This is a genomic window from Gottfriedia acidiceleris, assembly GCF_002128425.1.
In the GTDB taxonomy this organism is placed as follows: Bacteria; Bacillota; Bacilli; order Bacillales; family Bacillaceae_G; genus Gottfriedia; species Gottfriedia acidiceleris.
In genome coordinates this window covers 105,765-130,482 of record NZ_NESS01000008.1, presented here as the reverse complement: position 1 = coordinate 130,482, position 24,718 = coordinate 105,765, and the positions used below count along the sequence as shown (strand labels likewise).

At 33.3% G+C, this 24,718-nt stretch carries 19 protein-coding genes; 4 read left to right on the top strand and 15 right to left on the bottom strand.

Going from position 1 to position 24,718, the window contains the following annotated elements; all coding sequences use genetic code 11:
- Positions 1 to 32: 32 nt before the first annotated feature.
- From B6K90_RS15925 to B6K90_RS15915, 3 genes are read right to left on the bottom strand one after another with little or no spacing between them, the layout of a single operon-like run.
- Complete coding sequence (locus tag B6K90_RS15925) at positions 33 to 1,154, bottom strand: Ger(x)C family spore germination protein (protein WP_088013748.1); 1,122 nt, start codon at positions 1,152 to 1,154, stop codon at positions 33 to 35.
- The gene (locus B6K90_RS15920; protein ID WP_167555391.1) at positions 1,151 to 2,248 is read right to left on the bottom strand and encodes a GerAB/ArcD/ProY family transporter; all 1,098 of its coding nucleotides are present in this window, start codon (positions 2,246 to 2,248) and stop codon (positions 1,151 to 1,153) included. Before B6K90_RS15920 ends, B6K90_RS15925 begins: the two co-directional genes overlap by 4 nt.
- 20 nt (positions 2,249 to 2,268) lie before the next feature.
- Positions 2,269 to 3,723, bottom strand: coding sequence for a spore germination protein (locus B6K90_RS15915; RefSeq protein ID WP_088013746.1), 1,455 nt, complete (start codon positions 3,721 to 3,723; stop codon positions 2,269 to 2,271).
- A 161-nt stretch (positions 3,724 to 3,884) separates the two neighbouring features.
- Between B6K90_RS15915 and B6K90_RS15910 the strand changes: the two genes are divergently transcribed.
- The gene (locus B6K90_RS15910; protein ID WP_088013745.1) at positions 3,885 to 4,628 is read left to right on the top strand and encodes a hypothetical protein; all 744 of its coding nucleotides are present in this window, start codon (positions 3,885 to 3,887) and stop codon (positions 4,626 to 4,628) included.
- 19 nt (positions 4,629 to 4,647) lie between these two features.
- The gene (locus B6K90_RS15905) at positions 4,648 to 4,995 is read left to right on the top strand and encodes a DUF952 domain-containing protein (RefSeq protein WP_088013744.1); all 348 of its coding nucleotides are present in this window, start codon (positions 4,648 to 4,650) and stop codon (positions 4,993 to 4,995) included.
- A gap of 286 nt (positions 4,996 to 5,281) precedes the next feature.
- On the opposite strand, the gene B6K90_RS15900 is transcribed toward B6K90_RS15905, so the two are convergent.
- On the bottom strand, positions 5,282 to 5,620 hold the full coding sequence (locus tag B6K90_RS15900; protein ID WP_139840743.1) for a hypothetical protein: 339 nt from the start codon (positions 5,618 to 5,620) through the stop codon (positions 5,282 to 5,284).
- Between the two features lie 226 nt (positions 5,621 to 5,846).
- Between B6K90_RS15900 and B6K90_RS15895 the strand changes: the two genes are divergently transcribed.
- On the top strand, positions 5,847 to 6,893 hold the full coding sequence (locus B6K90_RS15895; protein ID WP_328588117.1) for a GIY-YIG nuclease family protein: 1,047 nt from the start codon (positions 5,847 to 5,849) through the stop codon (positions 6,891 to 6,893).
- A gap of 93 nt (positions 6,894 to 6,986) precedes the next feature.
- Here the strand turns inward: B6K90_RS15895 and B6K90_RS15890 are convergent, their stop codons facing one another.
- The 3 genes from B6K90_RS15890 to B6K90_RS15880 form a co-directional block, all read right to left on the bottom strand.
- Positions 6,987 to 8,381, bottom strand: a complete 1,395-nt coding sequence (locus B6K90_RS15890) for an amino acid permease (protein ID WP_088013741.1) — start codon at positions 8,379 to 8,381, stop codon at positions 6,987 to 6,989.
- A 156-nt stretch (positions 8,382 to 8,537) separates the two neighbouring features.
- Entirely contained in the window at positions 8,538 to 9,854 is a 1,317-nt protein-coding gene (gene gabT, locus B6K90_RS15885; RefSeq protein ID WP_088013740.1) for a 4-aminobutyrate--2-oxoglutarate transaminase, read from the bottom strand.
- A gap of 234 nt (positions 9,855 to 10,088) precedes the next feature.
- Entirely contained in the window at positions 10,089 to 11,510 is a 1,422-nt protein-coding gene (locus tag B6K90_RS15880) for an aldehyde dehydrogenase family protein (RefSeq protein WP_088013739.1), read from the bottom strand.
- Positions 11,511 to 11,961: 451 nt separating this feature from the next.
- Between B6K90_RS15880 and B6K90_RS15875 the strand changes: the two genes are divergently transcribed.
- Entirely contained in the window at positions 11,962 to 12,972 is a 1,011-nt protein-coding gene (locus B6K90_RS15875) for a LacI family DNA-binding transcriptional regulator (protein ID WP_167555390.1), read from the top strand.
- Positions 12,973 to 13,174: 202 nt separating this feature from the next.
- Here B6K90_RS15875 and B6K90_RS15870 read toward each other — a convergent pair whose 3' ends face one another.
- The 8 genes from B6K90_RS15870 to B6K90_RS15835 all read right to left on the bottom strand — a co-directional run bounded on the left by B6K90_RS15870 (position 13,175) and on the right by B6K90_RS15835 (position 24,642).
- The gene (locus B6K90_RS15870; RefSeq protein ID WP_088013737.1) at positions 13,175 to 14,470 is read right to left on the bottom strand and encodes a uracil/xanthine transporter; all 1,296 of its coding nucleotides are present in this window, start codon (positions 14,468 to 14,470) and stop codon (positions 13,175 to 13,177) included.
- 19 nt (positions 14,471 to 14,489) lie between these two features.
- On the bottom strand, positions 14,490 to 15,395 hold the full coding sequence (locus B6K90_RS15865; RefSeq protein WP_088013736.1) for a DMT family transporter: 906 nt from the start codon (positions 15,393 to 15,395) through the stop codon (positions 14,490 to 14,492).
- 356 nt (positions 15,396 to 15,751) lie between these two features.
- Complete coding sequence (locus B6K90_RS15860; protein ID WP_088013735.1) at positions 15,752 to 16,996, bottom strand: amidohydrolase; 1,245 nt, start codon at positions 16,994 to 16,996, stop codon at positions 15,752 to 15,754.
- Between the two features lie 33 nt (positions 16,997 to 17,029).
- Positions 17,030 to 18,271: an amidohydrolase gene (locus B6K90_RS15855; protein WP_088013734.1), complete on the bottom strand. Its 1,242-nt coding sequence runs from the start codon at positions 18,269 to 18,271 to the stop codon at positions 17,030 to 17,032.
- 19 nt (positions 18,272 to 18,290) lie between these two features.
- A complete protein-coding gene (locus B6K90_RS15850) occupies positions 18,291 to 19,562 on the bottom strand; it encodes an amidohydrolase family protein (RefSeq protein WP_407920534.1) in 1,272 nt (423 codons plus the stop codon).
- A 390-nt stretch (positions 19,563 to 19,952) separates the two neighbouring features.
- Positions 19,953 to 21,518 (bottom strand): glutathione ABC transporter substrate-binding protein, encoded by a 1,566-nt coding sequence (locus B6K90_RS15845; protein WP_088013732.1) that lies wholly within the window; start codon positions 21,516 to 21,518, stop codon positions 19,953 to 19,955.
- A gap of 120 nt (positions 21,519 to 21,638) precedes the next feature.
- Positions 21,639 to 23,132, bottom strand: a complete 1,494-nt coding sequence (locus B6K90_RS15840) for a chlorohydrolase family protein (RefSeq protein WP_088013804.1) — start codon at positions 23,130 to 23,132, stop codon at positions 21,639 to 21,641.
- Between the two features lie 31 nt (positions 23,133 to 23,163).
- A complete protein-coding gene (locus B6K90_RS15835; RefSeq protein WP_088013731.1) occupies positions 23,164 to 24,642 on the bottom strand; it encodes an amidohydrolase family protein in 1,479 nt (492 codons plus the stop codon).
- Positions 24,643 to 24,718: the final 76 nt, after the last annotated feature.

The following is a 24,718-nucleotide window of genomic DNA, read 5'->3' as shown; positions in this document are numbered from 1 at the left end:
AACCCACCAAATTTTTTTGGTGGGTTTTACTTTTACTGTGTTATTCCTTTATCGATAACAATAATTTTAACTTTTACTTTTATATTCGATTTTTGATATGTATCAAGCCAATGATTCTCATTTTTTTCCCAATCTGAGTATTGAAATGAATGTGCAAGTATACCAAATCCAACTGGATCAACTTTATCTTTTTGAAAAGATTGAACTAATTGATTTAAATCCTTTTGTAACTTTTTTTCTATTGCATTTTTTAATACTTTTTCTGTTCCGTTTGTCAATCCTATTGGGGATTCTGCTATCATAATCGGCATTGTCAAATTTACATTAAAGCTATAGCGACCATTTGTATATTTTTTATCGATGTTACGCTTTACATCTTTAATATAAAAACTAGTTTCTTCTTGTTTAAAAACATCATCTTTATCTCTTCTAAATTTTTTAAGATCCAACGCAAAAACTAATTGCCCTTCTAAATGATCTTTTAAAATTTTTAACATTTGTGTTTCTTTCATTGATAAGGTTCGATTATACAAATCATTTTTTGTTAACAATGTCGTTCCACTGACTACTAAATGATCACCTTGTACTGTTAGTTCAGGTGCAAAAGGTGTTATTCCCTTCTCATAATGCATTTGATGAAACATTCGTAATGACGTTCTAAAAGCAACATTTCGAAAATCAGCTGTTTGTAATAATTGTGGAATATAGATTGGTAACTCTGGTTTATCCTTTGGGTTTAAATTAAAGACATCCGAAAGAGGGCCATTTATAAAAATAAGATCTGCATTTAATCGAAATTTTGGATCTCGAAAAAACATATCTAATATCGAAAACCAATTTTTATGTTCAAGAACCTTTGATCCTATTACGACTGCTTGAATTTTACCACCACCAGTTACACCATTAGCTTTGGTATCAAAATAATTTCTTGATTCCTTAATAGAAAGAGTTTGCACACTAAAATGTTCAGTTTTCTCTTTTGTTTGCTCACTAAAGACCGGACTTGCCATATATATTTCTACTTTATTTTCATCATTTACATCGATTCCTAAAATCATCGATAATGTGACATCTTCTATATTAATTTTCCCTCTGCAACCAGAAACGCCTATTATTAAAAAAATACTAAGCAAACATACTCGAAAATATTTCAATTTATTTTCACCTTACTTAACCTATTTTTTATTAAGCCGCCGACCAATAAGAGGATTGGTACACCGATTATAATGCATGATCCAGAAACCATTATATAATGTAAATGATAAGTCGTATTTGTAAACGTCGGTACTTGAATAAATGTAAGTATGAGTATTACGATAAAAAGAATAATAATGATAAAAGGTTTTAGTTTAAATTTAAATAACTCCGATAATCCATTCATACCGGCCCAAATATAAGTAACCCATGTTTTTGATATAATCATTAAAAATAATGAGAATAAAATAAAATCTAATCTCTCAACATATTGGAATTCCATTATACTTAAAATATCGATTACAGGCTCAAACGTCATTTTGATTTCATAAGGACTATAAATAACAAAGCAAATAATTGTTACAAAAATATATGTAAAAGTTGTTAATGCATTTCCAATAATAACGCCCTTTATTGCTGTTTCCTTCGACTTTAAATAAGGATAAAAAACTAGAATTAACTCAATTCCTAGAAATGAAGTTGTCGTTAATGGAATTGTCTTAAAAATCGGCATCCAGCCATTCTTAATGATCGGTAAAATAAAATTTAGATCAGCATCTTTAAGTGTGAAAAGTAGCATGAATAAAGTAAAAAAAGCAATTGGAGAAATTGCTTCTATATATTTCGCAATTAAATGAATTCCACCTCTTATCAGCTGGTAAGTTGGAAAAAGAAATAACACTAATAAAACATATACTCTTGTTTCTTGAAGAATGTAGGATTGAATATATAAGATAGCTCTACATAATACGAGATACCCTGCATAAAGGAAATAGATAGCTTGTAAAAAGACTACTATCGATCCAATTATTTTTCCTAGATAAAAAGTAAAAAAACTTACGTAATTTAAATTAGGAGCCTTTTCTCTTAATTTCAAAAATAAAATGCTAATAGCTGTTGAAATTATTCCTCCAAAAAGGATTGAAATCCAACTACTTGTACCTGCTTTTAGAGCTAGTTCTCTTGGAAGAGACAACATGCCAATTCCTACCTGAATACCAAAAATCATTAAAATAAATTGAAATTGTGTAATTTTCGACTTCGTAATTACCATGAAAGAATCCCTTCTAACATTCATTCTTCATTACGTTTTTTTTGTTTTTTCCAAAGATAGTTTAATGGTATTCTTATAATTGTATCTTTAAATGCATCACGATTAATCGGAGAAAACGGTAAAGTATAAGGCTTGTTATAACTTGATAAGCTCAATCCATGGATCATAAGAACCATTGTACTTACAATCAAACCGATTAAACCAAATAGTGAAGCCATGATCATAACTGGAAAGCGAATGACTCGTAAACTAGATGCCATTTCATAGTTTGGAATAATAAATGATGAAATAGCAGTTAAAGCTACAACGATTACCATAATATTACTAACGATCCCTGCCTGTACGGCTGCTTGACCAATTACAATCCCACCTACAATGCCTACTGTTGTACTAATAGGTGCTGGTAGTCTAATAGCTGCTTCTCTTAACATTTCTAAAGTTATCTCCATAACAATGGCTTCAAATAAAGGATCAAATGGAACCTTTGCCCTAGATTCCCCGATTGATAGAAGTAATTTTAAAGGAACTATCTCATAATTAAATGAAATAATTGCAATATAGATTCCCGGCAAAAAGATTGTTAAAAAAAATGCAACTACTCTAAGTATCCGATTAAATGAAGCAACCAACGATCTTGCTGAATAATCATCAATCGTTTTAAAAAATATTGCAAAATTAATCGGTAAAATAATAACTTCAGAGGATCTGTCTACGATTAATACTACTTTTCCCTCAAGCAACGTCGTAGCTGCAACATCCGGTCTTTCAGTTGTAAAATATTGAGGAAAAGGTGACAATGGATTTCTTTCAATTAATTGCGCTAAATGGTTTGCATTTAAAACAGAATCAAATTTTATCTTTGAAATATTTTGTTCTACACCAGATAGTAAATCTTCATCTACTAATCCATCGATATACGCAATTGATACGGTACTTTTATTCTCATTCCCGATTTCAACTTGCTTAATTTGAAAATCTCGACTTTTAATAAATCTGCGAAGTAAAGCAATATTAGCTTGATCAGTTTCAACAAAGGATATTTTTGAACCTCTTAAAGAATTATCAATACTTGGAGGCGTATACGGTCTTTGTTGTAATTTTTCAGTCGAATAAACAAATGCGACTGGATCGCCTTCTACTAGTAGAATACTTTTACCATCCAATATTGCCGTTTCAATTTCTAAGATTTGATTCGTACGAACAGTATTATTCATTATGAATAATTCTATTTCTTCTGTATTCGAACTTATTGTATTAATAAATTGAGATATTTTTTGTTCATCCACTATACTAAACAAAAAACAAAGCATAGCCTGTTTATCTCTAATAACTAAATCTTTTTTTACTAAGTCAGAGGTCGGGAACACTTTCTGAATAATGTTGAAGTTTTCTATTAAATTTCCTTCAGTATGAATAACGGAAGAACGTAAATTAAATTTTCTTAAACGCTTTTTTTGTTCATTAGAATAATCCACTTAATCTTCCAGCCTTTCATAAATTTCCAGCTTACTATCAGCTAATCAGTTTTATCAAAAATAACCTATTTTATACTTAAAAACTTAGTTACTAGATAGTTGGATTTAATGGATGACATTCGTTACAATGAACTAAAAATAGTTGTGATGGAGGAAAAAACATGGCGATTTTAGCCAATTCAAAATTTAACAAATATAAAAAGTTAATATCTTCTTTATCTCCTTCACTTGAAACTAGTACATTAAAAAATGAAAAATTTCTAGTAGATAAAGATGAAAAGAAAAATTTAGAAATTTATTATGCTCCTTTTGAGTACATTAATGAGCGAGCTAAAGTCATCATTGTAGGGATTACACCCGGCTTACATCAAATGAAACAATCTTATTCTACTGTAATCAGACTTAAAGATGAGAAGTTGGATGACGAAGAAATTTTACATGAAGTTAAAAAGAATTCTAGCTTCGAAGGACCGATGCGAAAAAACTTAATTGCTATGTTAGATGAATTAGAATTACATCATTATCTTGAATTAAATTCAACTAGTGAACTTTTTAATACAGCAAGTCATTTAGTTCAAACTACTTCCGTTATTAAATACCCTGTTTTTTATAAAGGAAAAAACTATAATGGTTCAACTCCGAATATTTTAAGAACCGATCTATTTAAAAAATATATTGTTAATACCTTTGCGGAGGAAATCATAAGACTAGAACATCCCCTCATTATCCCGTTAGGAGTTAATGTTTCAAAAGTTCTAACCTATCTAACAACAAATGATTATTTAAACTCGGACTCAATTTTATACGGATTCCCACATACATCTGGTGGAAATGGACATCGACATAAACAGTTTGCAGAAAACAAAGAAGAAATGAAAAGAAAAATTAAATACTATTTTGAGTAATGAATAAAGGAGAACCAAAATGATTTTACATATTATCGAAAATAAAGATTGGCAAAATACGATTAACTCTGAAGAATATTCCCCTCCAAGTCTAAATAACGAAGGATTTATCCATTGCGCAACTCTAGAACAAACAGTTGAAATCGCAAACTTATTCTTCAAAGGAGCAACTGATTTAAAAATTTTATGCATTAATGAAGAAAAAACAAAATCAAAAATCGTCTATGAAGATACAGAAAACTTCGGGCAATTATTTCCTCATATATATGGGCCATTAAATTTAGATGCTATTTTTAAAGTTGTTGATTTTAACTCTGACGAAAATGGTCAATTTATATTACCTGATGAATTAGTAGATCAAGAATAACGAAAAACTCAGTTTCACATTGGTGAACTGATATTTATTTGCACAGATTGGCTCTTTATTTGGCGATACTCTAAGACTTATTTGCAGCTCAGGCTTTTTTATCATAACTCTTTTGTTATTTTAGATTCACTAATATTATTTGCGATACTCCAACTTTATTTGTTACTGCTCTTTTTTTATAGCTTTTCAAATCGTTTATTCCATTAAAATAAAAAACGAGGTTTCTCCTAAGAAGTTAGACTGTTAGGAGAAACCTCATTTTTTTATGGAAGTCAATGAGATCGAATTAAAATACACTACTAAGAGCATCTTTATAAATCACAATCGCTCTTGCTACGTGAAAAATAGCTACTAGAATAATAGTTACTTCATAAGCAGATACATTAACTAATTCGAATTTTTTGCGGAGTACAAATTTCCGAAAAAGTGCTGGGAATCCTTCATTCAGTTTTAAACAAATAATATAGAAAACTAGAATGACAAAGTATAAGAAGAATCCCATATCAACATACTTCCAGTTGACTAAATCAGCAAATAAACTACATAACCAAATTATTAATACATTAACAATACAAGCTAGAATCCAATTGGAGAAAGAGGATGTCGTATAGATCGTTTTCATCAAAATCACTTCTCCTTTAAATCTTCTGTAGTCAATTTTTACGCGTTTAGTGGATATTTTATGCGTGTATTAAAGACTTTAAATTATGTTTTTTATATTAAGTGTTGTTGAAGCTATTTCACATAATTGTTCTGACTTTTCATTCCTTTCTCATGTTAAAATGAGATTAAACTTACAAGAAAAGGGATGAACCACTATTATTCTACAAGAAAAAGTAAAAAATCTGCCGTTGTCCCCTGGCGTATATTTAATGAAGGATTCAAAAGGACAAATCCTTTATGTAGGAAAAGCAAAAAGCTTAAAAAAACGAGTTCAATCTTATTTTCAAAATTCAAAAGGACATTCACCAAAAGTGAAAAAACTGGTAACTCATTTAAAGGATTTTAATTATTTATTGACTGATACTGAATTCGATGCTTTCATGCTAGAGTGTCATTTAATTAAAGAAATTAAACCAATGTATAATCGTATGATGAAAAGTCCGCAATCATTTATTTACTTAGTCATCAATTTAAATAAAAAGGTTCCTTCATTTGAAATTAGTTATGAGCCTATTGAAAGCGAGAATGTATTAATATTTGGTCCCTTCACAAGCAGAAGCTATGTTGAAAGAGCAGTTATCGGCATTAAGGAATGCTTTAAAATTAATTGCGGCCATCTAGCCGTTAAAAATAGCGCTTGTTTAAATTATTCATTAGGGACATGTAATGGAGTTTGTCTAGGTGGATCAGCGCTTGAAGAATACAATATGATCATTAATAAAGTGATTCGTTTTCTTACACGTACTGACATGAGTTTACTTGAAGAAATGGAAAAACTTATGTTATCAGCATCTGAACAATTTGATTTTGAGGCTGCAGCAAAATACAGAGATTGGATTGAAATGGTTAAGTCTTTAATTAGCAAAGAAAAACTAATCGAATTTACTGAACAAAATCATAATATTATTACAATTGAACAATTAGAAAACAACAGATTTAAGTACTTTCTTATCCATCGGACACAAATATTGCATTGTGATATGGTTCAAATTGAAAAAAATTCATTTGATCGGTTGATTGAACAAATATATTCAAACTCCCTTATTTACTTCAAAAACAATAACGATAAATCATTTACAGATGTAAGCCGCGATGAAATCGACGAAGCTCAAATTATTTACAGCTATTTAAATAGTAATAATTGCAAACATTTGATTGTTCCAAAAAGATGGCTTAGTCCTACAAGTACTAAATTAACAAAAGAACTTCAAAAATTAGTTAACTTCTTTGTATAGAGGCTCAATAAAAATAATATGTTAATAGTTTGAATAAAATATGGCTGTCAATATTGACAGCCATTTTACATTAATATTAAACTAGCACATTCATTAATTATTTATAAGCAATTCTTCATGTTTTGATTCCACTTTCTCTTTCTTTCCAATTTTAAAAATGAAGAATGAAGAAATTACTAAAATTGTGATTAAAGATGTTAAATAGAACTGTGAGCGAAGACCACTCATAAAGTACATCGAGAAATAAATTACGACCATCGCAATGATGGAAATGTAAGTTAGATATGGGAAACCCCACATTTTCAATCGTAACACTTTACCTTTTTTCTCAGCTTCTCTTCTCTTTATTAGATGCGATATTGCAATTACAATATACACTAGAAGAGCAATTGAACCTGATGCATTCAGGAGAAATGAAAATAGTTTATCTGGTGAAATAAAGTTAAAAATTGCTGCTAGGAAGGCGAAAGCTGAACTTGCCCAGACCGCCCAATATGGTGATCCACCTTTGTTTACTTTTGTAAAAACTCTCGGTGCATTTCCTTGCTTCGCTAATGAATATAGCATGCGAGAATTCGTGTAAAGTGCTGAATTCAAACAAGAAAGTACTGAAAATAGTACAACGATCTTCATGATGGTTGCAGCCCCAGGAATCCCTAAATTTGTAAGCAACGTTACATATGGGCTACTTAACGATTTCGCGTCATTCCATGGCATTAATAATACTAAAATAGTAACTGATCCGATGTAGAACAATGCTACACGCCAAACAACAGAATTAATTGCAGTAACAACAGACTTTTGAGGGTCTTTAGATTCACCTGCAGCAATCGCAGCAATTTCAGATCCAAAAAATGCAAACATAACCGTCATAAACCCACCTAATATTGCACTCACACCTTTAGGGAAAAATCCGCCATGCTGTGTCAAATTTGATAATCCCGGAGATTGAATTGTAGGGATAAATTTAAATAAAATCGCTAGACCTAATAACATAAATGCTGAAATCGCCACTACCTTTGTAATAGCAAACCAATATTCAAACTCTCCAAATGTTTTCACTGATAAAATATTGGTGAGTGTAAGAACAAATGTAAGAATTAAAGCCCATCCCCATAATGGAATACTCGGGAACCATGAATTCATAATATTTGCACCTGCAATCGACTCGATTGCGATTGTAATCAACCAGAAAAACCAATACAACCAGCCAATCGTGTAACCTGCCCAAGAGCCAATCGACTCTTTTGCATACGTTGAAAATGATCCACTATCTGGGTTCTCTGCAGCCATTTCTCCTAACATCCTCATAAGAAGTGCAACTAATACTCCCGCTATTACATAAGCAACAATTGCTGATGGACCTGCACTATGTATAACATTCCCACTTCCTACGAATAAACCAGCCCCAATGATTCCCCCAATTGAAATCATCTGAATATGGCGGTTCTTTAAATTTTGTTGTAAACCTTTGTTTTGTTTCTCCATATTCACCCTATCCTTTTTTTGTGTTAATATAAAACTCTTTATAAAAACCTTTCTTTAAAAGACTCGAGCATGTCCTATTCAACTCCACCTTCGGAAGTTACTCTTAAAAAGTTTGAACATATGAAAACAATTGAACGTTTAAGTTTCAACAAAATTTTAACAATAAGCTAATTCGTTTTCTAAAACGTTTTCTAAAATGGCAAGACCTTCGCTAAGCTCCTCCTCTGTTATCACTAATGGGCTTAAAAAACGAATGATATTTCCATCTAGACCTGCAGTAAGTAATAGAAGTCCAGCTTCATTTGCTGCTTTTGCAATTTTTGTAGTAAGTTCTTTATTCGGTGTTTTTGATTTTTGATCTGTTACAATTTCTACTGCACACATTGCTCCAAGACCGCGAAATTCTCCAATGAAGTTGTACTTTTCTTGCCATTTTTTCACTTGGTTCTCAAGTACGTCTCCAATCCATTGTGCTTTTTCACATAATTGTTCTTCTTCAATAACTTCTAATACTGCTAATGCTGCTTCACAAGCTAGCGGATTTCCACAGTATGTTCCACCTAATTCACCTGGATCTGCCACATCCATTATTTCTGCCTTACCGATAACAGCACTTAGTGGCATACCGCCTGCGATAGATTTAGAAGCAGTCATAAGATCAGCTGCAATTTCAAAATGTTCCATCGCAAACAATTTTCCAGTTCTTGCGAAACCGGTTTGAATTTCATCTGCAACCATCAAAATACCATGTTTTGAACAAAATTCACGCACATGTTTTACAAATGATTTTGGTGGTATAACAAATCCACCTTCTCCTTGAATCGGCTCCATGACAATACACGCCACAGTCTCTGGTGCAACTGTTGCCACAAAGAATTGGTCAAACTGTGCAATCACATCTGCTTCATATTGTTCATCAGTCATACCGTCTGGCTTACGATACATATATGGATATGGTGCTTGATATACTTCTGGTGCAAATGGGCCAAAACCAAGTTTATATGGTTTTACTTTACTCGTCATTGTCATCGTCATTAATGTACGGCCGTGGAATCCGCGAGTAAATGTGACAACTGCTTGGCGTTTTGTATATTTTCTTGCGATTTTCACAGCGTTCTCAACTGCTTCAGCTCCACTGTTTAGTAAAATTGCTTTTTTCGCAAAACTTCCTGGTGATACTTCACACAATTTTGCACAAACTTCAATGTATGACGGGTACATAATGACATTGAAACCAGGATGAATGACCTTTTCTGCTTGTTCTTTTATAGCAGCTACTACTTTTGGATGTGAATGCCCTACGTTAATTGTTCCTATCGCCGCACCGAAGTCAATAAACTTCTTTCCTTCCAAATCGTATAGTGTCGCTCCTTTGCCTTTTACAGCGATTGCTCGATTTCCATTACTAACTCCTTTTACTACATATTTATCACGGTTTTCTTGCCATTCTTTTGAGGTTAATTGCTTACCCATCTTTTGATTCCTCCATTTTTATAATAATTTTTGCTTTGATAGTTGCTTTTTCAAATACTGAGTCTTTTTTAAATAGGGCTCAAGCATTACTATTATTTATAGCTCCCCATACCTTCATTTCAAATTTTAGTTTGAGAGCCGATAAAGAAATTTAAAAACGTGTACCGTCTAAAAAAACAATAACGCTAGACGATACACTTGAAAAATAAAATCATTTTAGTCGCTGCAATTAATTTATCCCTTATGCCAAATAACCAGTTTCATTTCAGTCATCTCTTCAATTGCATACTTCAATCCTTCACGTCCTGTTCCACTTTCTTTTACGCCGCCATATGGCATTTGATCAACACGGAACGTTGGGACATCATTAATAACTACTCCACCAACGTGCAATTCATCTGCTGCTTTCAATGCATTGGAAACATTATTTGTGTATATTCCAGCTTGCAGCCCATAACGGGAATCATTCACAGCATCGATTGCTTCGTTAACTGATGATACTTTACAAATTGAAACAATTGGAGCAAAAACTTCATTACACGATACCTTCATGTTACTCGTTACATCTAAAATAACTGTCGGTTCGAGAATATTACCTTGCGCTTTACCACCAGATGCAATAGTCGCACCTTGTGCTTTTGCTTCTGCGATCCAACTTAAAGCACGATCCAAATCATTCGGTGAAATAAGAGATGAAACATATGTTTCAGGATCTAGAGGGTCTCCTAGTTTAAGTTTGCTAGCCGCTTTAGCAAACTGTGATACAAACTCATCATAGATTTTTTCGTGTACGTATATACGCTGTAAAGAGATGCATACTTGCCCTTGGTTCGAAAATGCACCCATTAAGCAACGATCAATTGTCTTTTTTACATCAATGCCCTCATCAATGATTAATGCTGCATTTGAACCTAGTTCAAGAGTTGTTTTCTTAAGCCCTGCCTTCGCCCGAAGTGCAATTCCAACTGATGAGCTTCCTGTAAAAGTCACCATATTAACTAGATCACTTTCTACAATAGCGTCACCTACCACTTTGCCTGGTCCCGTAACAATATTTAACGCACCGTCCGGGAGACCTGCCTTTTTGAACAAGTCAGCTACATAAAATGCAGAAAGTGGCGTTTGTGAAGCTGGCTTTAATACTACGGTATTCCCTGAAGCTATAGCAGGTCCTACTTTATGTGCAACTAGATTCATAGGAAAATTAAATGGAGTAATCGCTCCAATAACACCAATTGGATTTCGAACAGTGTATCCTATTTTTCCTACACCACTTACTGCCGCATCAAAGGGGATTGTTTCTCCATGAATTCGTTTAGCTTCTTCTGATGCAAATTTATAAGTTTCAATTGTTCTTATTACTTCTGCTTTAGCGAAGATAAGCGGTTTAGCTGATTCGAGAGCAATTACTTTTGCCGCTTCTTCTAAATTTTCTTCAAGAAGTTGCGAAACCTTCTCTAAAATGGCTGCTCGTTGATGAGAAGCCATTTTAGCCATTACTTCTTTAGCATCATAAGCTGCTTGTATTGCTTTTTGAATTTGCTCTTTATTCGCTATTGAAATGTCTGAAATCTTTTCACTTGAATAGGGAGAAAGTAATTCTGAATAATGTTCTGTTTCCATATGTAGTCCGTTAATCCAAAGATTCTGTTTCATGTTTCCCTCCTAATTTATGAATACGTATTAATAATAAACTTCACGATAAATAAGTGTCAAACAATTTTTACTATTTAGCATTTTTTAAATATTAATTTTTCGACAAAAAATCCCTTGATTATCAAAGTATGATTACAAATTATAATGATTTCGGTATGAATACCTTTAATCCAATCCTTTTTTATCAATATATTTGGGAATTTAATCTCTATAATAATTCCGTTTTCATCCTTATTTTATGAATACGTATTCAAAAACCACGTTATTTCCGTCAAAATCCTAATCAAATTCTATTTTATTTGCTATAATGAGGAATAGTGTCTGAAAACTTACACAGTTTATGTTGTTTTTGGCAGTAAAAGGAATTCGTATATCAGATTGTATTGATTGCCTTTTTCAAATTAATTTACTATTATTTCAATTTTTATTCTATGAGCTTGGAGTGATTTATTTGGTTTCGTCCCACGATGTTGCGAGGTTAGCTGGAGTCTCTCAATCTACTGTTTCTCGTGTATTAAATGGATCTAAAAATATCAAACAATCTACAGTAGCGAAAGTAGAGAGAGCAATTAAGGAACTAAACTACCATCCTAATATGATTGCTAGAAATCTCGTGAAAAAAAAAACCAACATGATTGCGTTAATCACAGGACATATTCACGATCCATTTTATGAAGAATCTACTCGCGGAATTGTATCTATTGCAGCAAAAAACGGATATAACGTGCTCGTTTATTTCCATAAAATAGATAACGATAAAATGCTTTACAACCAAGTTTTAAGTGCCCCTGTTGATGGAATCATAATGTCCTCTATTTTATTAAATGATTCTATTTTTCCCATTTTAGAAAGTCTGGAAGGCAAACCGTATGTGACGTTCAATCGTAAACATTCGTGTGGAACAAACTATTTTGAGATTGATAACGTAAAAGCTGGAGAATTAATTACAGATCATATGATCGAATTAGGACATAAGAATTTGGCCTATATAGGTGGGCCACTACAAGCCTCTACTTTTTACGGTCGCTTAAAAGGATATAAAATGGAGACTAGTAGACATAAATTAGCGGTTCGTGAAGACTGGATAAAAACAACCGATACAAGTGTAGAATCCATCGTACAAGCCTGTAAAGAGTTATTTTCAGGTATAGAATATCCAACAGCCATTGTCGCTGCCACAGATGCTATCGCTTTAACATGTATGGATTTCCTACTTAGTAAAGGATTTAAAATACCGGAAGATATCAGCATTGGTGCAATTGACAATATCGAGTTTTCTGCCCATGCATCTATTCAATTAACAACAGTAGGAACTCATTTAAGTCAATCTCTAGGTAATCTGGCTATGGAACATCTAATTAATTTGATTGAAAATAAAGAGAAACAAATTAATTCTGTATCAACTACAATCAAACCTCATTTAATTGTTAGACGTTCAACTGGGAAACCTAGAATAAAATAGATTTTAGAAGTGAAACCATCAAGAATCAGGTACGTGAATAACTAACGTCTTCGATTTTCTATCCATTTAAAATCAGCCTATCTTTTGTTCAACTATCAAATGGGTGCATAAGAGTATATATTTTAACAGTTTAATGTAATTGCGATTAGAAGTAAGAACCGCATTTAAATAGGCTCGGGTATATTTTCCCCGAGCCATTTTTTTATCCTTTTACCTTCTCAAACTGATTCCAGTTAATCGATTTCTCTAATAATATTGAAAGAATTACTCCCATAATCAGTCCATTTGTTAAAAATGGTTGAACAATCGTTGGAAGATTACCAAATGTTCCAGGTGCAATATTCATTAAGCTTACACCAACTAAAACTGGGGCTGCCAATCTAAAAATTGTATCTGAAGTAAATACTTTTCCATTTGTACTACTAAAAGCCGTTCCAAACAATTGAAGATATGCAACAAATAATACTGCATTTCCAACTGTTACAGGCATAGTTGCTAAAAATGAGATTAATGGAGGAAGTACACCAATTATAGCTAGTAGTGCTCCCCCATAAATGAAAGGTTTTCTTTCATATATTTGTGTACTTTGTAAAAATCCAAGTGATGATGTAAATGGAGTGTATGGAACGATTCCAAATAGTGCAGCAATAATTGTAAAACCGCCAGTGAATAATAGTGAAAAACGATATTGCTTTTCACTTGCTTCTTCTTTTAACAAATCAGAAGCAGCTTTAATTGATGCAAATGTATTACTTAAATTCATAATTCCTGCAAAAAATGAGATCGCGATTATACCTATTTCTAAATTTGGTGCTCCTAAAGGGAATAAAGAAAAATGAGCACTTGCTGCCCCTACTTCTTTTGCATCTGATCCAAATAAAATCGAGTAGAATAACCATCCTACTATAATGCCAATTAATATTGAAAAGTTGCTAATTATACGAGAACCTTTTAATTTTAAAATGCTAACAAATAATACTATGCATAAAGAAAGTATACTGATTGATATACTGATTTCACCTTTATTCGTAATTCCAAGCATTCCTTTAAAGAATACAAATATAAGCTGAAATGAAAGTAAAAATAAATAAACCGTCATAACCATTGGGGTAAAGATTTTTTGAAGAAATGAAATCAAATTAAATGCAGATAAAAGTAATGTAACAATACCTGCTGCAATAAATCCTGTTGCCATTCCTCCACCAATTTCTGTATAACTTAACCCAAACGAAGAGGCTGATAATCCTAAATTCAGCATAACTCCCCATAATAAACCAGAATGACCCTCCATGACCGGGTATTTATGACCAATCCATCCTTGTAAAACGGATGCAATACCAGTGAAAATCAGAGAACTTCTGATCGTACTTTCAATAACATCTGAAGGCAAATGAAATGCAGCTCCTATTGAGATAGGGACTACGATCGTATTCGCAAAAATAAAAAATAGCCATTGAACCGATGAAAAAAGAGTAGTAGAAACTCTCAGGTTTTTCATAGTTTCCTCCTCCTCTTGCTTAAAAATTCTTTGTCTCTTTTATATAGATTGGGTCTTTAATCGCCTTTCTCCATTTTAATGAAGTTGAAAGAAAAACACCAATAATAATGAGTGCTCCACCTAAAAATTGTGATGCAGTAATATCATTTTTTAAGACAATCAATCCAACTAGCATTGCAACAAAAGGTTCTAAGTTAAGAAACATAGCCGCTTTTGATGCTCCGACAATTTTAATTTGATGATTCCAAATTAAAGTACAAATCCCATGCATAACAATAGCTGTCACAATTAATAGTATCCAAGGCATTGCATCCTTACTCAACGACTCAGTTGTTTCTGATAAAAGCGCAATCGGTAATAATCCTCCAAAGCCTATAAAATTAGAGTAAAGTGTGATTGTGGTGGATTCATAGCTTTCCGTAAGCTTTTTAATCATAATAATTGAGATTGAAAACGTGAGCATAGTTAGAAAAATCCAAATCAAGCCAATTGTAATTTGAAGCTTTTGTCCGTTTGTAATCACAAAAAAGACACCTATAAAAGCTATAATCGAACCTAATACAAAACCTTTTGTTAGTCTTTCATTTAAAAATATTGAAGCTAAAAAAGATGTAGTAAGAGGAGCAAGCGCAAGGATTAATGCAGAAGTTGTAGGATGGGTTGTTTCTAAAGCGGCATAAAATGACCATTGATTCATACAAGTACCAATTAACCCTAGTAAAACAATCATAAACCAATCTTTTGTCTTAATCTTTTTCCACTTTTTCTTCATTAATGCATAAAAAGCCATAAATAGTAATATAAAGCACAATCTTAACTCTGACAATAAAACTGGTGGAAATTCTTTTACTAGTATTGATCCAAAAATAAAATTACTTCCCCAACAGATTACACAAAAAAGTAATAATAGATAAGAACGAAACATTTTACAGCCTGCTTTCTCGAATTTTTTTAATGAAACTCGTCGACTGACGAGCCCCTTAGGCGAAGCTTAATTTCTAAAATTGGCTACGACGTCGAATAACTAGTTCCCAATTTATCCTTTCGTTAATGTGAAAAAATGAAAAAGGAAATCTAGAAAATTCTAGAGATCCTTTTTCTACTAATATTTAGGCTTTTGCCAAAGCTTTGTTCCTACTTTTTCGGACAGGATAGGTAGTTTATAGTTTGGATGTTTATTTTCCTTGGGGAGGCTTTTTTGCATCCTTTTAGCACTAGCTATGTGGGTTAGCGCAAAGCCCACTTATCATTTTTCTATCCTATTCTTTCTAATTGCTCTCTTTATTTACGAATCAATCTTTCTTCACTTAAAGAACCACTAACGATCTTCCCGTTATAAATAACAGCTTTACGATTTGCGCGTCTAGCAACAGCTTCTGCTGAACAGCTCGCTTCTACTAATACTAGATTTGCCAAATCTCCTATTTTTGGCCATACTTGGTTTCCATCAGTATCTAATGGCGTTTTTCCACCTGTAATATATTTTAATGTTTGTGCTAAAGATACTTCATCAATCCATCTAAAGCGTTCAGCTAGTCTTCCCGCTCTTTCAAGAATATCGCCTGTTCCGAGTGGAGACCAAACATCAAAAATATTATCATTACCTACTGCTACCTCGACACCACGTTCATTTAATAATTCAACAGGAGGCATTTGTCTATTAATCGGAACACTTGTGACAATTGAAATTCCTGCGTCTCTAAAACTGTTTGCAAGATCAAACGCTTCTTCCCTTGGGACATCTCCTATGCCAAATGCATGACTGATTGCTACTCTTCCTTCCCAGCCTGCTTGCTTAGTAAATTCCACTATACGCTTCATCGTAAAAGTGCCTAGATGACCTGGATCGTGTAAATGTATATCAATATCTGCATCAGCTTCAACCGCTAAATTATAAAGTTGATATAATGATTCTTCAATATTTTGATCTACAATAGCAGGATCAACTGAGCCAACAATTCCTGCCCCATTTCTTAAGGCTTCTCTAACATAATTGGAAGCATTTGATCTTAATAATCCATGCTGAGCAAATGCAACAACTTCGGAACTAAGTCGGTTCGAATAATTACTTAATGCTTGTTCAACTTGCTCTAAATTTCTTATTCCAACCTCTGGGTAAATATCAACATGCGTTCTCACATGTGTAGATCCTGAAGCTAAAAGGATTTCAAGTAAAGCTTCTGCCCGCTCCTTCGTACTTGAAGCAATTGTTGGTAAAACCATTTTTTCATTCTCAAATCGTTCAATTACACTAGAAGTTGGAGTACAAGCTCTCCATACATCTCCCATTAATGTTTTATCAAGATGTACATGCTTTTCAATAAAAGAAGGTAAAACAAGTAATCCGTCTGCATCTTGAACTGTAAATTCACTAGTAATATCCGTTTCGTCTTTTGTTATTCGAGTGATCTTTCCATTTTCAATAAATAGATGAAATAATTCAGTAGCAGTACCGATCACTTTTCCGTTTTCTTTTTCAAAACCAATTTCTAATCGAGCATTTTTTAACCAATAGCTAGATTTCATGAATTTCACCCCTTCTTGTATTCAATTGTCACTTTACTTCAAAGCTGATTCGTAATTCAGTCCACCATAAACAATATTTCCATTATTCATTACAGCAGTACGTTTTGCGCGTCTTGCAACAGCCTCTGCAGAACATGATGCATCTACTAAAACCATACTTGCTTCATCCCCAACCTTTGGCCATAACAGGTTTCCTTCTTCATCAAGAGTCTTTATACCACCAGTTATAAATTGCAATGTTTGAGATAGCCCGTATTCATCTTTCCAATTGTATCTCTCAGCTAATCTTCCTGCTTTTTCTAACATATCGCCTGTTCCATGTGGAGACCAAGAATCATAGAAACCATCACAGCCTAGAGCAACATGTACACCTTTTGAATGTAGTAAATCAACAGGAGGCATTACTCTGTTAATCGGAACAGTCGACATAATCGATACTCCTAGGCTTGCTAGTTTGCTAGCCATTTCTACTGATTCATCTTTCGGTACATCACCAAGTGCAAATGCGTGGCTTACTGCTACGCGATTATACCAACCAGCTTGTTCAATAAATGAAACTAGTTTTTGTATTGTATAAAAACCAAGATGGCCTGGGTCATGAATATGAATATCTATATCAGCATCAAACTGTACTGCTAGATCAACCATTTCAAATAATGAAAGTTCAATATTTTGATCAATACCACCAGGATCTAATCCTCCGACGATTGTTGCTCCCTCTCTCATCGCTGTCTTCATAAATGATTTGCTATTTGTGCGAAGTAATCCATGCTGAGGAAAGGCAACAATTTCGTGGGTCATTTTACCTTTATACGTATAAAGTGCATTTTGAATTTCTTCTAAATTTTTAAGTCCAATATACGGATCAATATTTACATGTGTTCGAACATGGGTTGCGCCGCCTTTTAATAATAAATGAAGCATTTGTTCAGCACGATGTTGACCTGTTTCAGCTAGTTCAGCAAGTTCGGCCGCTTCCAAATTTAATCTCTCTACTAGATTAGCAGCAGGAATACAAGCCTTCCATGGAAGTCCAAGATAAGTCTTATCCAAATGATTATGCATTTCTTTGAAAGCAGGTAAAGCAAGTAAACTTTTCGCATCCTGAACTGGTAAATCTGTTTGTAATGGAAAATCAGCCAATTGTAATTGTTCAATTTTCCCATCGTTAATTAGTAAATTGTAAAGTGTAGTCTCAGTACTTTCAATTCTTCCATTTTCAAATACAAATCCGCTATCAAGTTTTACATTCTTAAGCCAATATGATTGATTCATCTAAATCACTCTCTTTAACTTAAACTGTTGTTGATTCAAGATTTGAAATTGAACCACTTACAACATTACCTTTAAAAATAACCGCAGCTCGTTTTGCTCTTCTCGCAACTGCTTCTGCTGTGCAAGTAGCTTCTACAAGTACAATATTTGCTTCATCTCCTACATTTGGCCATGCTCTTTCACCTTCATTATTTAAAGGAGTTACTCCGCCTGTAATAAATCCAAGACTATTAGCAAGTGTTTTTTCTTCAATAAATCTAAATCGTTCAGCAAGTCGTCCAACTTTCTCAAGGTTATCCCCTATTCCAAATGGAGACCAATGATCTGTAATGCTGTCATTTCCTAATTCGACTTTTACACCTTTTTCACTTAGTAAAGGAATTGGAATTGTTCTAAAAATTGGAACGGTAGAGGTAATTGAAATTCCTAATTCAGCAAATCTCTCAGCAATTGCAGTAGCTTCTGGAACAGAAAGATCTGCTAAACCACTTGCATGACTCACTGTTACTCTTCCTTGCCAACCTGCTTTTTCAGTTAATGTTGCTAATCTTTGCATTGTAAATAATCCAAGATGATCTGGATCATGTAAATGAACATCGATATCAGAATTTGATTCAACTGCTATATCCATAATCGTCTCAAGTGAACGTTCGATATTTTCATCGATTGAAGCTGGATCAACTCCACCTACTAGATTTGCTCCATATTTCATTGCTTCTCTTACTAGTTCGACAGAATGACTTCTTAAAAGTCCATGTTGGGGGAATGCAACAATTTCATGTGTTAATTTATCTTTATATCCTTCTAAAGCTTGCAAAGTTGCTTCTAAGTTTTTTAATCCGATAACTGGATCAATATTACAATGTGTACGAATATGAGTCGCACCATAACTTAATAATAGATCTAGCATTTTTTCTGCTCTTTCTTTAGCAGTTGGCAATAATTTTGGTAATAAAATTTGTTCTTCTTCAATACGTGTTTTTACACCATTCGTTGCTGGCATACACGCTTTCCATGGTCCACCATAATAAGTTTTATCAATATGAATATGCATCTCTTTAAATGAAGGAACCATTAGAAGGCCTTGCACATCATATTGTGGCAATTGATCAGTAATTAAATCACTAACTAATTCGATAGAAGCAATTTTTCCATTTTCAATTTTAACATTGTACTTTCCAGTTGCAGTTCCGTTAATTACTTCATTGTCATTATAAGTAAAACCATTTTCCAGACTCACATTTGTTAACCAATACGATTTTGACAATATACTCACCCTTCCATCCAACATTAAATTTTAATTCTATTTAATTATAAGTCTGATTGAAATATTTTGATTTTAGTATGTTTACGTATTTTTAAGTTATTTTTACTTATTGTAGTCAATTGATCTAAACCATTTTGAAGTGTTGTTGTTAAATAAGTATGCGTTTTAATTTCCACTACAAGGTGCTCACTTTCCATGGCGCGAGATTCTTGAGCCTCCTACTCTTCTGAGTAAGTTATCTTCACTTTTTTGCTGTTTTACTTACTCATGAACCTGTTAAAAGTAAGTTATCTTCACTCTTTTGCTGTTTTTACTTACTTATGAACCCTTTATGAGTAAGTTATTGTTTCATTTCTACACGCAAGAAAGTTCACCCCTAAATCAGGGTGAACCTCCCCTTGCAGAAAAATTAGATTATTTAATCGTCACATCGTTAATCTCTAAATATCCTGAAGGGCTGATTGAGAAGCCTTTTACATTTTTTGAGATTGCAGCGACATTTTCAATTACTCTTACAGGAATATAAGGTGAATCATCCATTTCAATTTCTTGTGCATTAGCGTATATTTCTTTACGTTTTGCTTCGTCTTTTTCTTTTCTTCCAGCATTAATTAATTCATCAACTTTTGGATTGCTATAGAAGAATGTATTTCCAGCAGCTCCTCGTGAGTCTGAGTGGAATAAGTTGTACTGATTGTAATCAGCATCTCCTGTTGCGTTTCTCCAGCTAATAATAAACATTTCTGATTGACCTTTATTAACTTTTTCAACGAATGAACCGTATTCCATCACTTGTACTTTTAAATTAATGCCAATTCCTTTTAATTGCGATTGAATTACTTCTGCTAAATTTACTCTTTCTTTACTATCCATCGTTAGGATTGTTGCATCAAATCCATCTGGATAACCAGCTTCTGTTAATAGTTTCTTAGCTTCTTTTAAATTGTAATTGTATGCTTTTAGTTGCTCATCGTATCCGAATACTTTTGAGCCCATTGCTGAATTCGCTTTTTTACCGACATTGTTAAATACACCTTTTATAATTGAATCCATTTCAACTGCATGAGCGATAGCTTTACGAACACGTACGTCATTAAACGGTTTTTTTGTTACATTGAATCCGATATACTCTGTACCGTAACCTTCACTTCTGTACACTTCCATAGCCGAGGATGATTCAACTTGATTCATAACTGCTACTGGAAGTGGTTCTGCAATTTGAGCTTCTCCTGTTTCAATCATTGAAATTCTTGTTGAGTCTTCTGGAACAACCTTGAACTCAACCTTGTCGATCTTTGGTTTTTTACCCCAGTAGTCCTCATTTTTAACTAATGTAATTTCCTGGCCTGGGGACCATGATTTAAATTTAAAAGGTCCTGTTCCATTTGGTTCTTGTATAATATTTTTACCATATTTATCAATTGTTTTAGGACTTATAATTCCACCTTCATGGTTTGCTAGAATTGAAAGAAGTGGCGAGAAAGGCTCACTTAAAATAAATTGAACTGTATATTCATCAACTACTTTTACTTCTTTTACCATTTTGAATACAACAGCTCTTGGTGAAGCAACTTTAGGATCTAATAAACGATCAAATGTCTTTTTTACAGCTTCCGCATTAAATGGCGTACCATCATGAAACTTCACATCATGTCGTAGTTTAAATTCCCAAGTTGTATCATTGATTTGATTCCATGACTCTGCTAACATTGGTTGAATTTCGTTATTTTTATCTCGCTGGACTAGACCTTCATAAATTTTATGATGAGTAACACTCGCTGCATTTATTGTAGACATAAATTGCTGATCTAAATTTTCGGCATCTGACAATCGAGCAATTACTAGCGTGCTTCCACCTTTTGAATCATTAGTTTGTCCATTTGCTTTCGTACCTACTTCTTGATTAGATGAACAGCCTGTGATTGTGACAGCAGAAAACAGTACTAGAAAAAATTTACTTATTCCAGATTTTAATTTCAATGACAATTCCTCCCTGCTTATAGTTTGTCTTTCAAATATTTATCTAATTATATAAAATATTCTGATAATTAATTTTGAAAATCTTTACGTGTTTTTTCAGTTTCTTTACTAGTTTTTCAATTAATTTGATTTTGCTTCTGCTTGTTTAATTGAATCAACCTTTTTAAAAGAAGGAGGAAATAAATCATTTTCTGAAAGTTGCTCGTAATCCCTTTCCATATAGCCTTTTCTCATCTTATTAAAATACAATTGGCCTTTTTGTTTTAATTCTTCTAAATCAAGATTCGGAATCATTCGATCTTCCATTACAATTCTTCCATTAATAATACATAGTTTTACATCTCTACCAGAGCCACTTACAAACATTGTTCGAATTGGATCATCCGTTACTCCCATATGAAATCCATCTAAATCAATTGCAATGATATCTGCCTTTGCACCAACAGCAATTCGACCTAAATCTTCACGGTTAAGAAATGCCGCTGCTCCGAGAGTGATGGAATTGAAGAAGTCAGCATATGTAGATCCTTCAACCTCTTTTTCTACAAATCTTGAAAGCATACTACCAGTACGTACATTTTGAAATATATCTGGAGGAAAAGTATCCGTACCTAATGCAATATTAATTCCTTCCTTCCTATATTTCGCATACGATTCAAGCCCTGAACCATGTCTACCAATAATAAGTGGACAATGGATAACAGTTGTATTTGTTTCTTTTAAAAGTGAAATATCATCTTCAAAATTGTAATTAGCTTCACTAAAACCCGCAACAAAATGAGCATGTGGTATTCCTGTATTTTGACCTAGAAATCCAAGATTATATAAATATCTGATTGGTGTAACACCATGTTCTTTTAAAATGGTATTGAATTCAAAGCTACCTTGCGCTGCATGGAGCTTGATTGGAACGTTCAATTGCTTACTATAATATTTTGTTTTTAATAAAATTTCTTCTGTCTGCGATTCAATTCTTTCTGGAGCCAACATCCCTCTTACTAATCCATCAAATGCACCATCGAATTGTTCTATAAACTTTACTGCTCTTTGTAATCCTTCTTCTCCCGCTTTTTCATCCCAATGAATTTTAATATTTCCATTTGGCTCTACGATTCTAATTCCAGCTTGATAGCTTGGTCCAAGGTAAATTCTTAATCCAAGACTTGCCGCATGATTCGCTGCAGCTTCTAACTCTTCATATGTTTCAGCCCAATTTTTATAAAATACGGACGTAATCGGCATAGCAGTAGTAATTCCATTTAAAATAAGCTGAGAATATGCATATAAAGATTTAAATGCTTCTTCCTCCTCACTCATTAGCTCATGATGCCCATTCTTTACATAGTTTTCAGACCAAAGGAGGTTTTTTTGTCTATTTGAATTAGCTTCTAAATGCAAAATATCATGATCGATGTCACCTAATGCATTTAAATCAATAAAACCAGGACTAAGAATCGCATTTCCAACGTCAATCACTTGATCTACTTCATCCGAATAGTTTTTTCCAACAAACAAAATTGTTTCTTTTTCATATACAATCTCTGCATTTTCCAATATGACATGTTCTCGTCCATCAAAACCAATTACATATCTTCCCTTTAGCTTCGTTTTCATTTTTTCTCCCTTCGAATTAGTACATTTTATTTTAGTTTTCAACATATCTCATCTCGTCAACATAAGCACGAGCATGACCCCAGAAATACTTTGTAGGTTGCATATATTTTTCTAATCCAGCGCGTTTAATCGTTGCAAAAGCTTCTTCATTTGCTTCATTTAACACTTTGCTTTCATGAACGGTATGTACATTTCTACCTTCCATAATTAGTTTGCCATCAACAATCACGTGGTCTACATCATTTGCAACTGCTTGAAATACTAAACGATGAACATGCATATACTCTGGAGTCAAATGTGGTTGATGAAGATTAACTGTGATGACATCTGCTTTTTTTCCAACCTCAAGTGAACCTAATTCATCATCCCAACCAATACATTTTGCTGCATCAATCGTGATCATTTCTAAAAGCTTTCCAGGTGGTAAATAGTAATAGTCTCTGAGTGCTGCTTGATGTACAAACTGTGTTTTCCTCATTGCTTGGAATAAATCGAAACTCGTAGATGGGGAAGTTCCATCCGTTGAAATCGCAACAGTTGCTCCCATTTCAATTAATTCTGTGATTGGTGTACGTGCATGAACTTGTCCAAAACCAGGAGAAGCACTAATATTTGTACCAGTTTCAGCTAATATTTTGGCTTCATCGAATGAAATTCCTCGACAATGCTGAAGATGAACATCAGGACCTAATAACGCATTTTCTTTATCCTGAATTGCTAAATGAATCATTCCACCAAATGCATCTGAGTGAATTCTTGTATTATATTTCCTAGCAATCTCTCTTATTTTTTTAGCTTGATAAAGATCATGTTTTGTTAAACCGTAAAGTCGATCTGGTGAAGTCGGATAAGAAGGGTCCACGGACGTTACGATTACAAACGGTGTTATAAAAGCTCTTGTTCGGTCATCATTTGCGTGATTCAATGCCTCAATAACTGCTTCTGCTCCTTTTAATACTTCCTCATAAGTTACTTCTTTCTCAACTCTTTTCCCATCAACCCATCTACTAAATGAATGTGGCCATGGTGGGTTACATGGACCAGTACAAACTACTTCACGAACACCTATTTCGTTGTAGGCTTTTGCATGGTTTATTGCAAATATCGGATCATCAGATCTAGGCATTGAACCTAATACACTAACACCTGTTGTTATACCTGCTTTTAAACGTTCAAGTGCAGATAGCTTTCCTTCGTAATACCAAAAATCATCAGTCACATAATGCTTATACGTATTCGTCATAATCGGCATCCAAAAATCGATATTCTCCATCGCAATTGTTTTAAACATCGAATGACCACCATGACCATGTACATCTATTAATCCAGGTATAATACATTGATGACTACAATCAATTACTTTTTTAGCCTCATACTTAGTTTTCAAGTTTTCAGTCAAATCAACGTCTACTATTCTCCCATTATGAATAGCAACTGAACCATTTTGGATAATCCTTCTTTGTGTATCCATTGTGATTACAGTTCCATTAACTAATAGCAAATCAATCATTTTTTCTCCTCCTGTTCTTACGTCTGTTTAAAACTAGATGGATATTGTCAAAAAACTGAAACAGCATAAATGATTA

Coding starts and splice junctions, on each gene's coding strand:
- B6K90_RS15880 (WP_088013739.1), bottom strand. CDS start 11,510: ATGAAACAGAATCTTTGGATTAACGGACTACATATGGAAACAGAACAT.
- B6K90_RS15835 (WP_088013731.1), bottom strand. CDS start 24,642: ATGATTGATTTGCTATTAGTTAATGGAACTGTAATCACAATGGATACA.
- B6K90_RS15855 (WP_088013734.1), bottom strand. CDS start 18,271: ATGAATCAATCATATTGGCTTAAGAATGTAAAACTTGATAGCGGATTT.
- B6K90_RS15910 (WP_088013745.1), top strand. CDS start 3,885: ATGGCGATTTTAGCCAATTCAAAATTTAACAAATATAAAAAGTTAATA.
- B6K90_RS15870 (WP_088013737.1), bottom strand. CDS start 14,470: ATGAAAAACCTGAGAGTTTCTACTACTCTTTTTTCATCGGTTCAATGG.
- B6K90_RS15920 (WP_167555391.1), bottom strand. CDS start 2,248: ATGGTAATTACGAAGTCGAAAATTACACAATTTCAATTTATTTTAATG.
- B6K90_RS15840 (WP_088013804.1), bottom strand. CDS start 23,132: ATGAAAACGAAGCTAAAGGGAAGATATGTAATTGGTTTTGATGGACGA.
- gabT (WP_088013740.1), bottom strand. CDS start 9,854: ATGGGTAAGCAATTAACCTCAAAAGAATGGCAAGAAAACCGTGATAAA.
- B6K90_RS15890 (WP_088013741.1), bottom strand. CDS start 8,381: ATGGAGAAACAAAACAAAGGTTTACAACAAAATTTAAAGAACCGCCAT.
- B6K90_RS15850 (WP_407920534.1), bottom strand. CDS start 19,562: ATGTTGGATGGAAGGGTGAGTATATTGTCAAAATCGTATTGGTTAACA.
- B6K90_RS15865 (WP_088013736.1), bottom strand. CDS start 15,395: ATGTTTCGTTCTTATCTATTATTACTTTTTTGTGTAATCTGTTGGGGA.
- B6K90_RS15860 (WP_088013735.1), bottom strand. CDS start 16,996: ATGAAATCTAGCTATTGGTTAAAAAATGCTCGATTAGAAATTGGTTTT.
- B6K90_RS15905 (WP_088013744.1), top strand. CDS start 4,648: ATGATTTTACATATTATCGAAAATAAAGATTGGCAAAATACGATTAAC.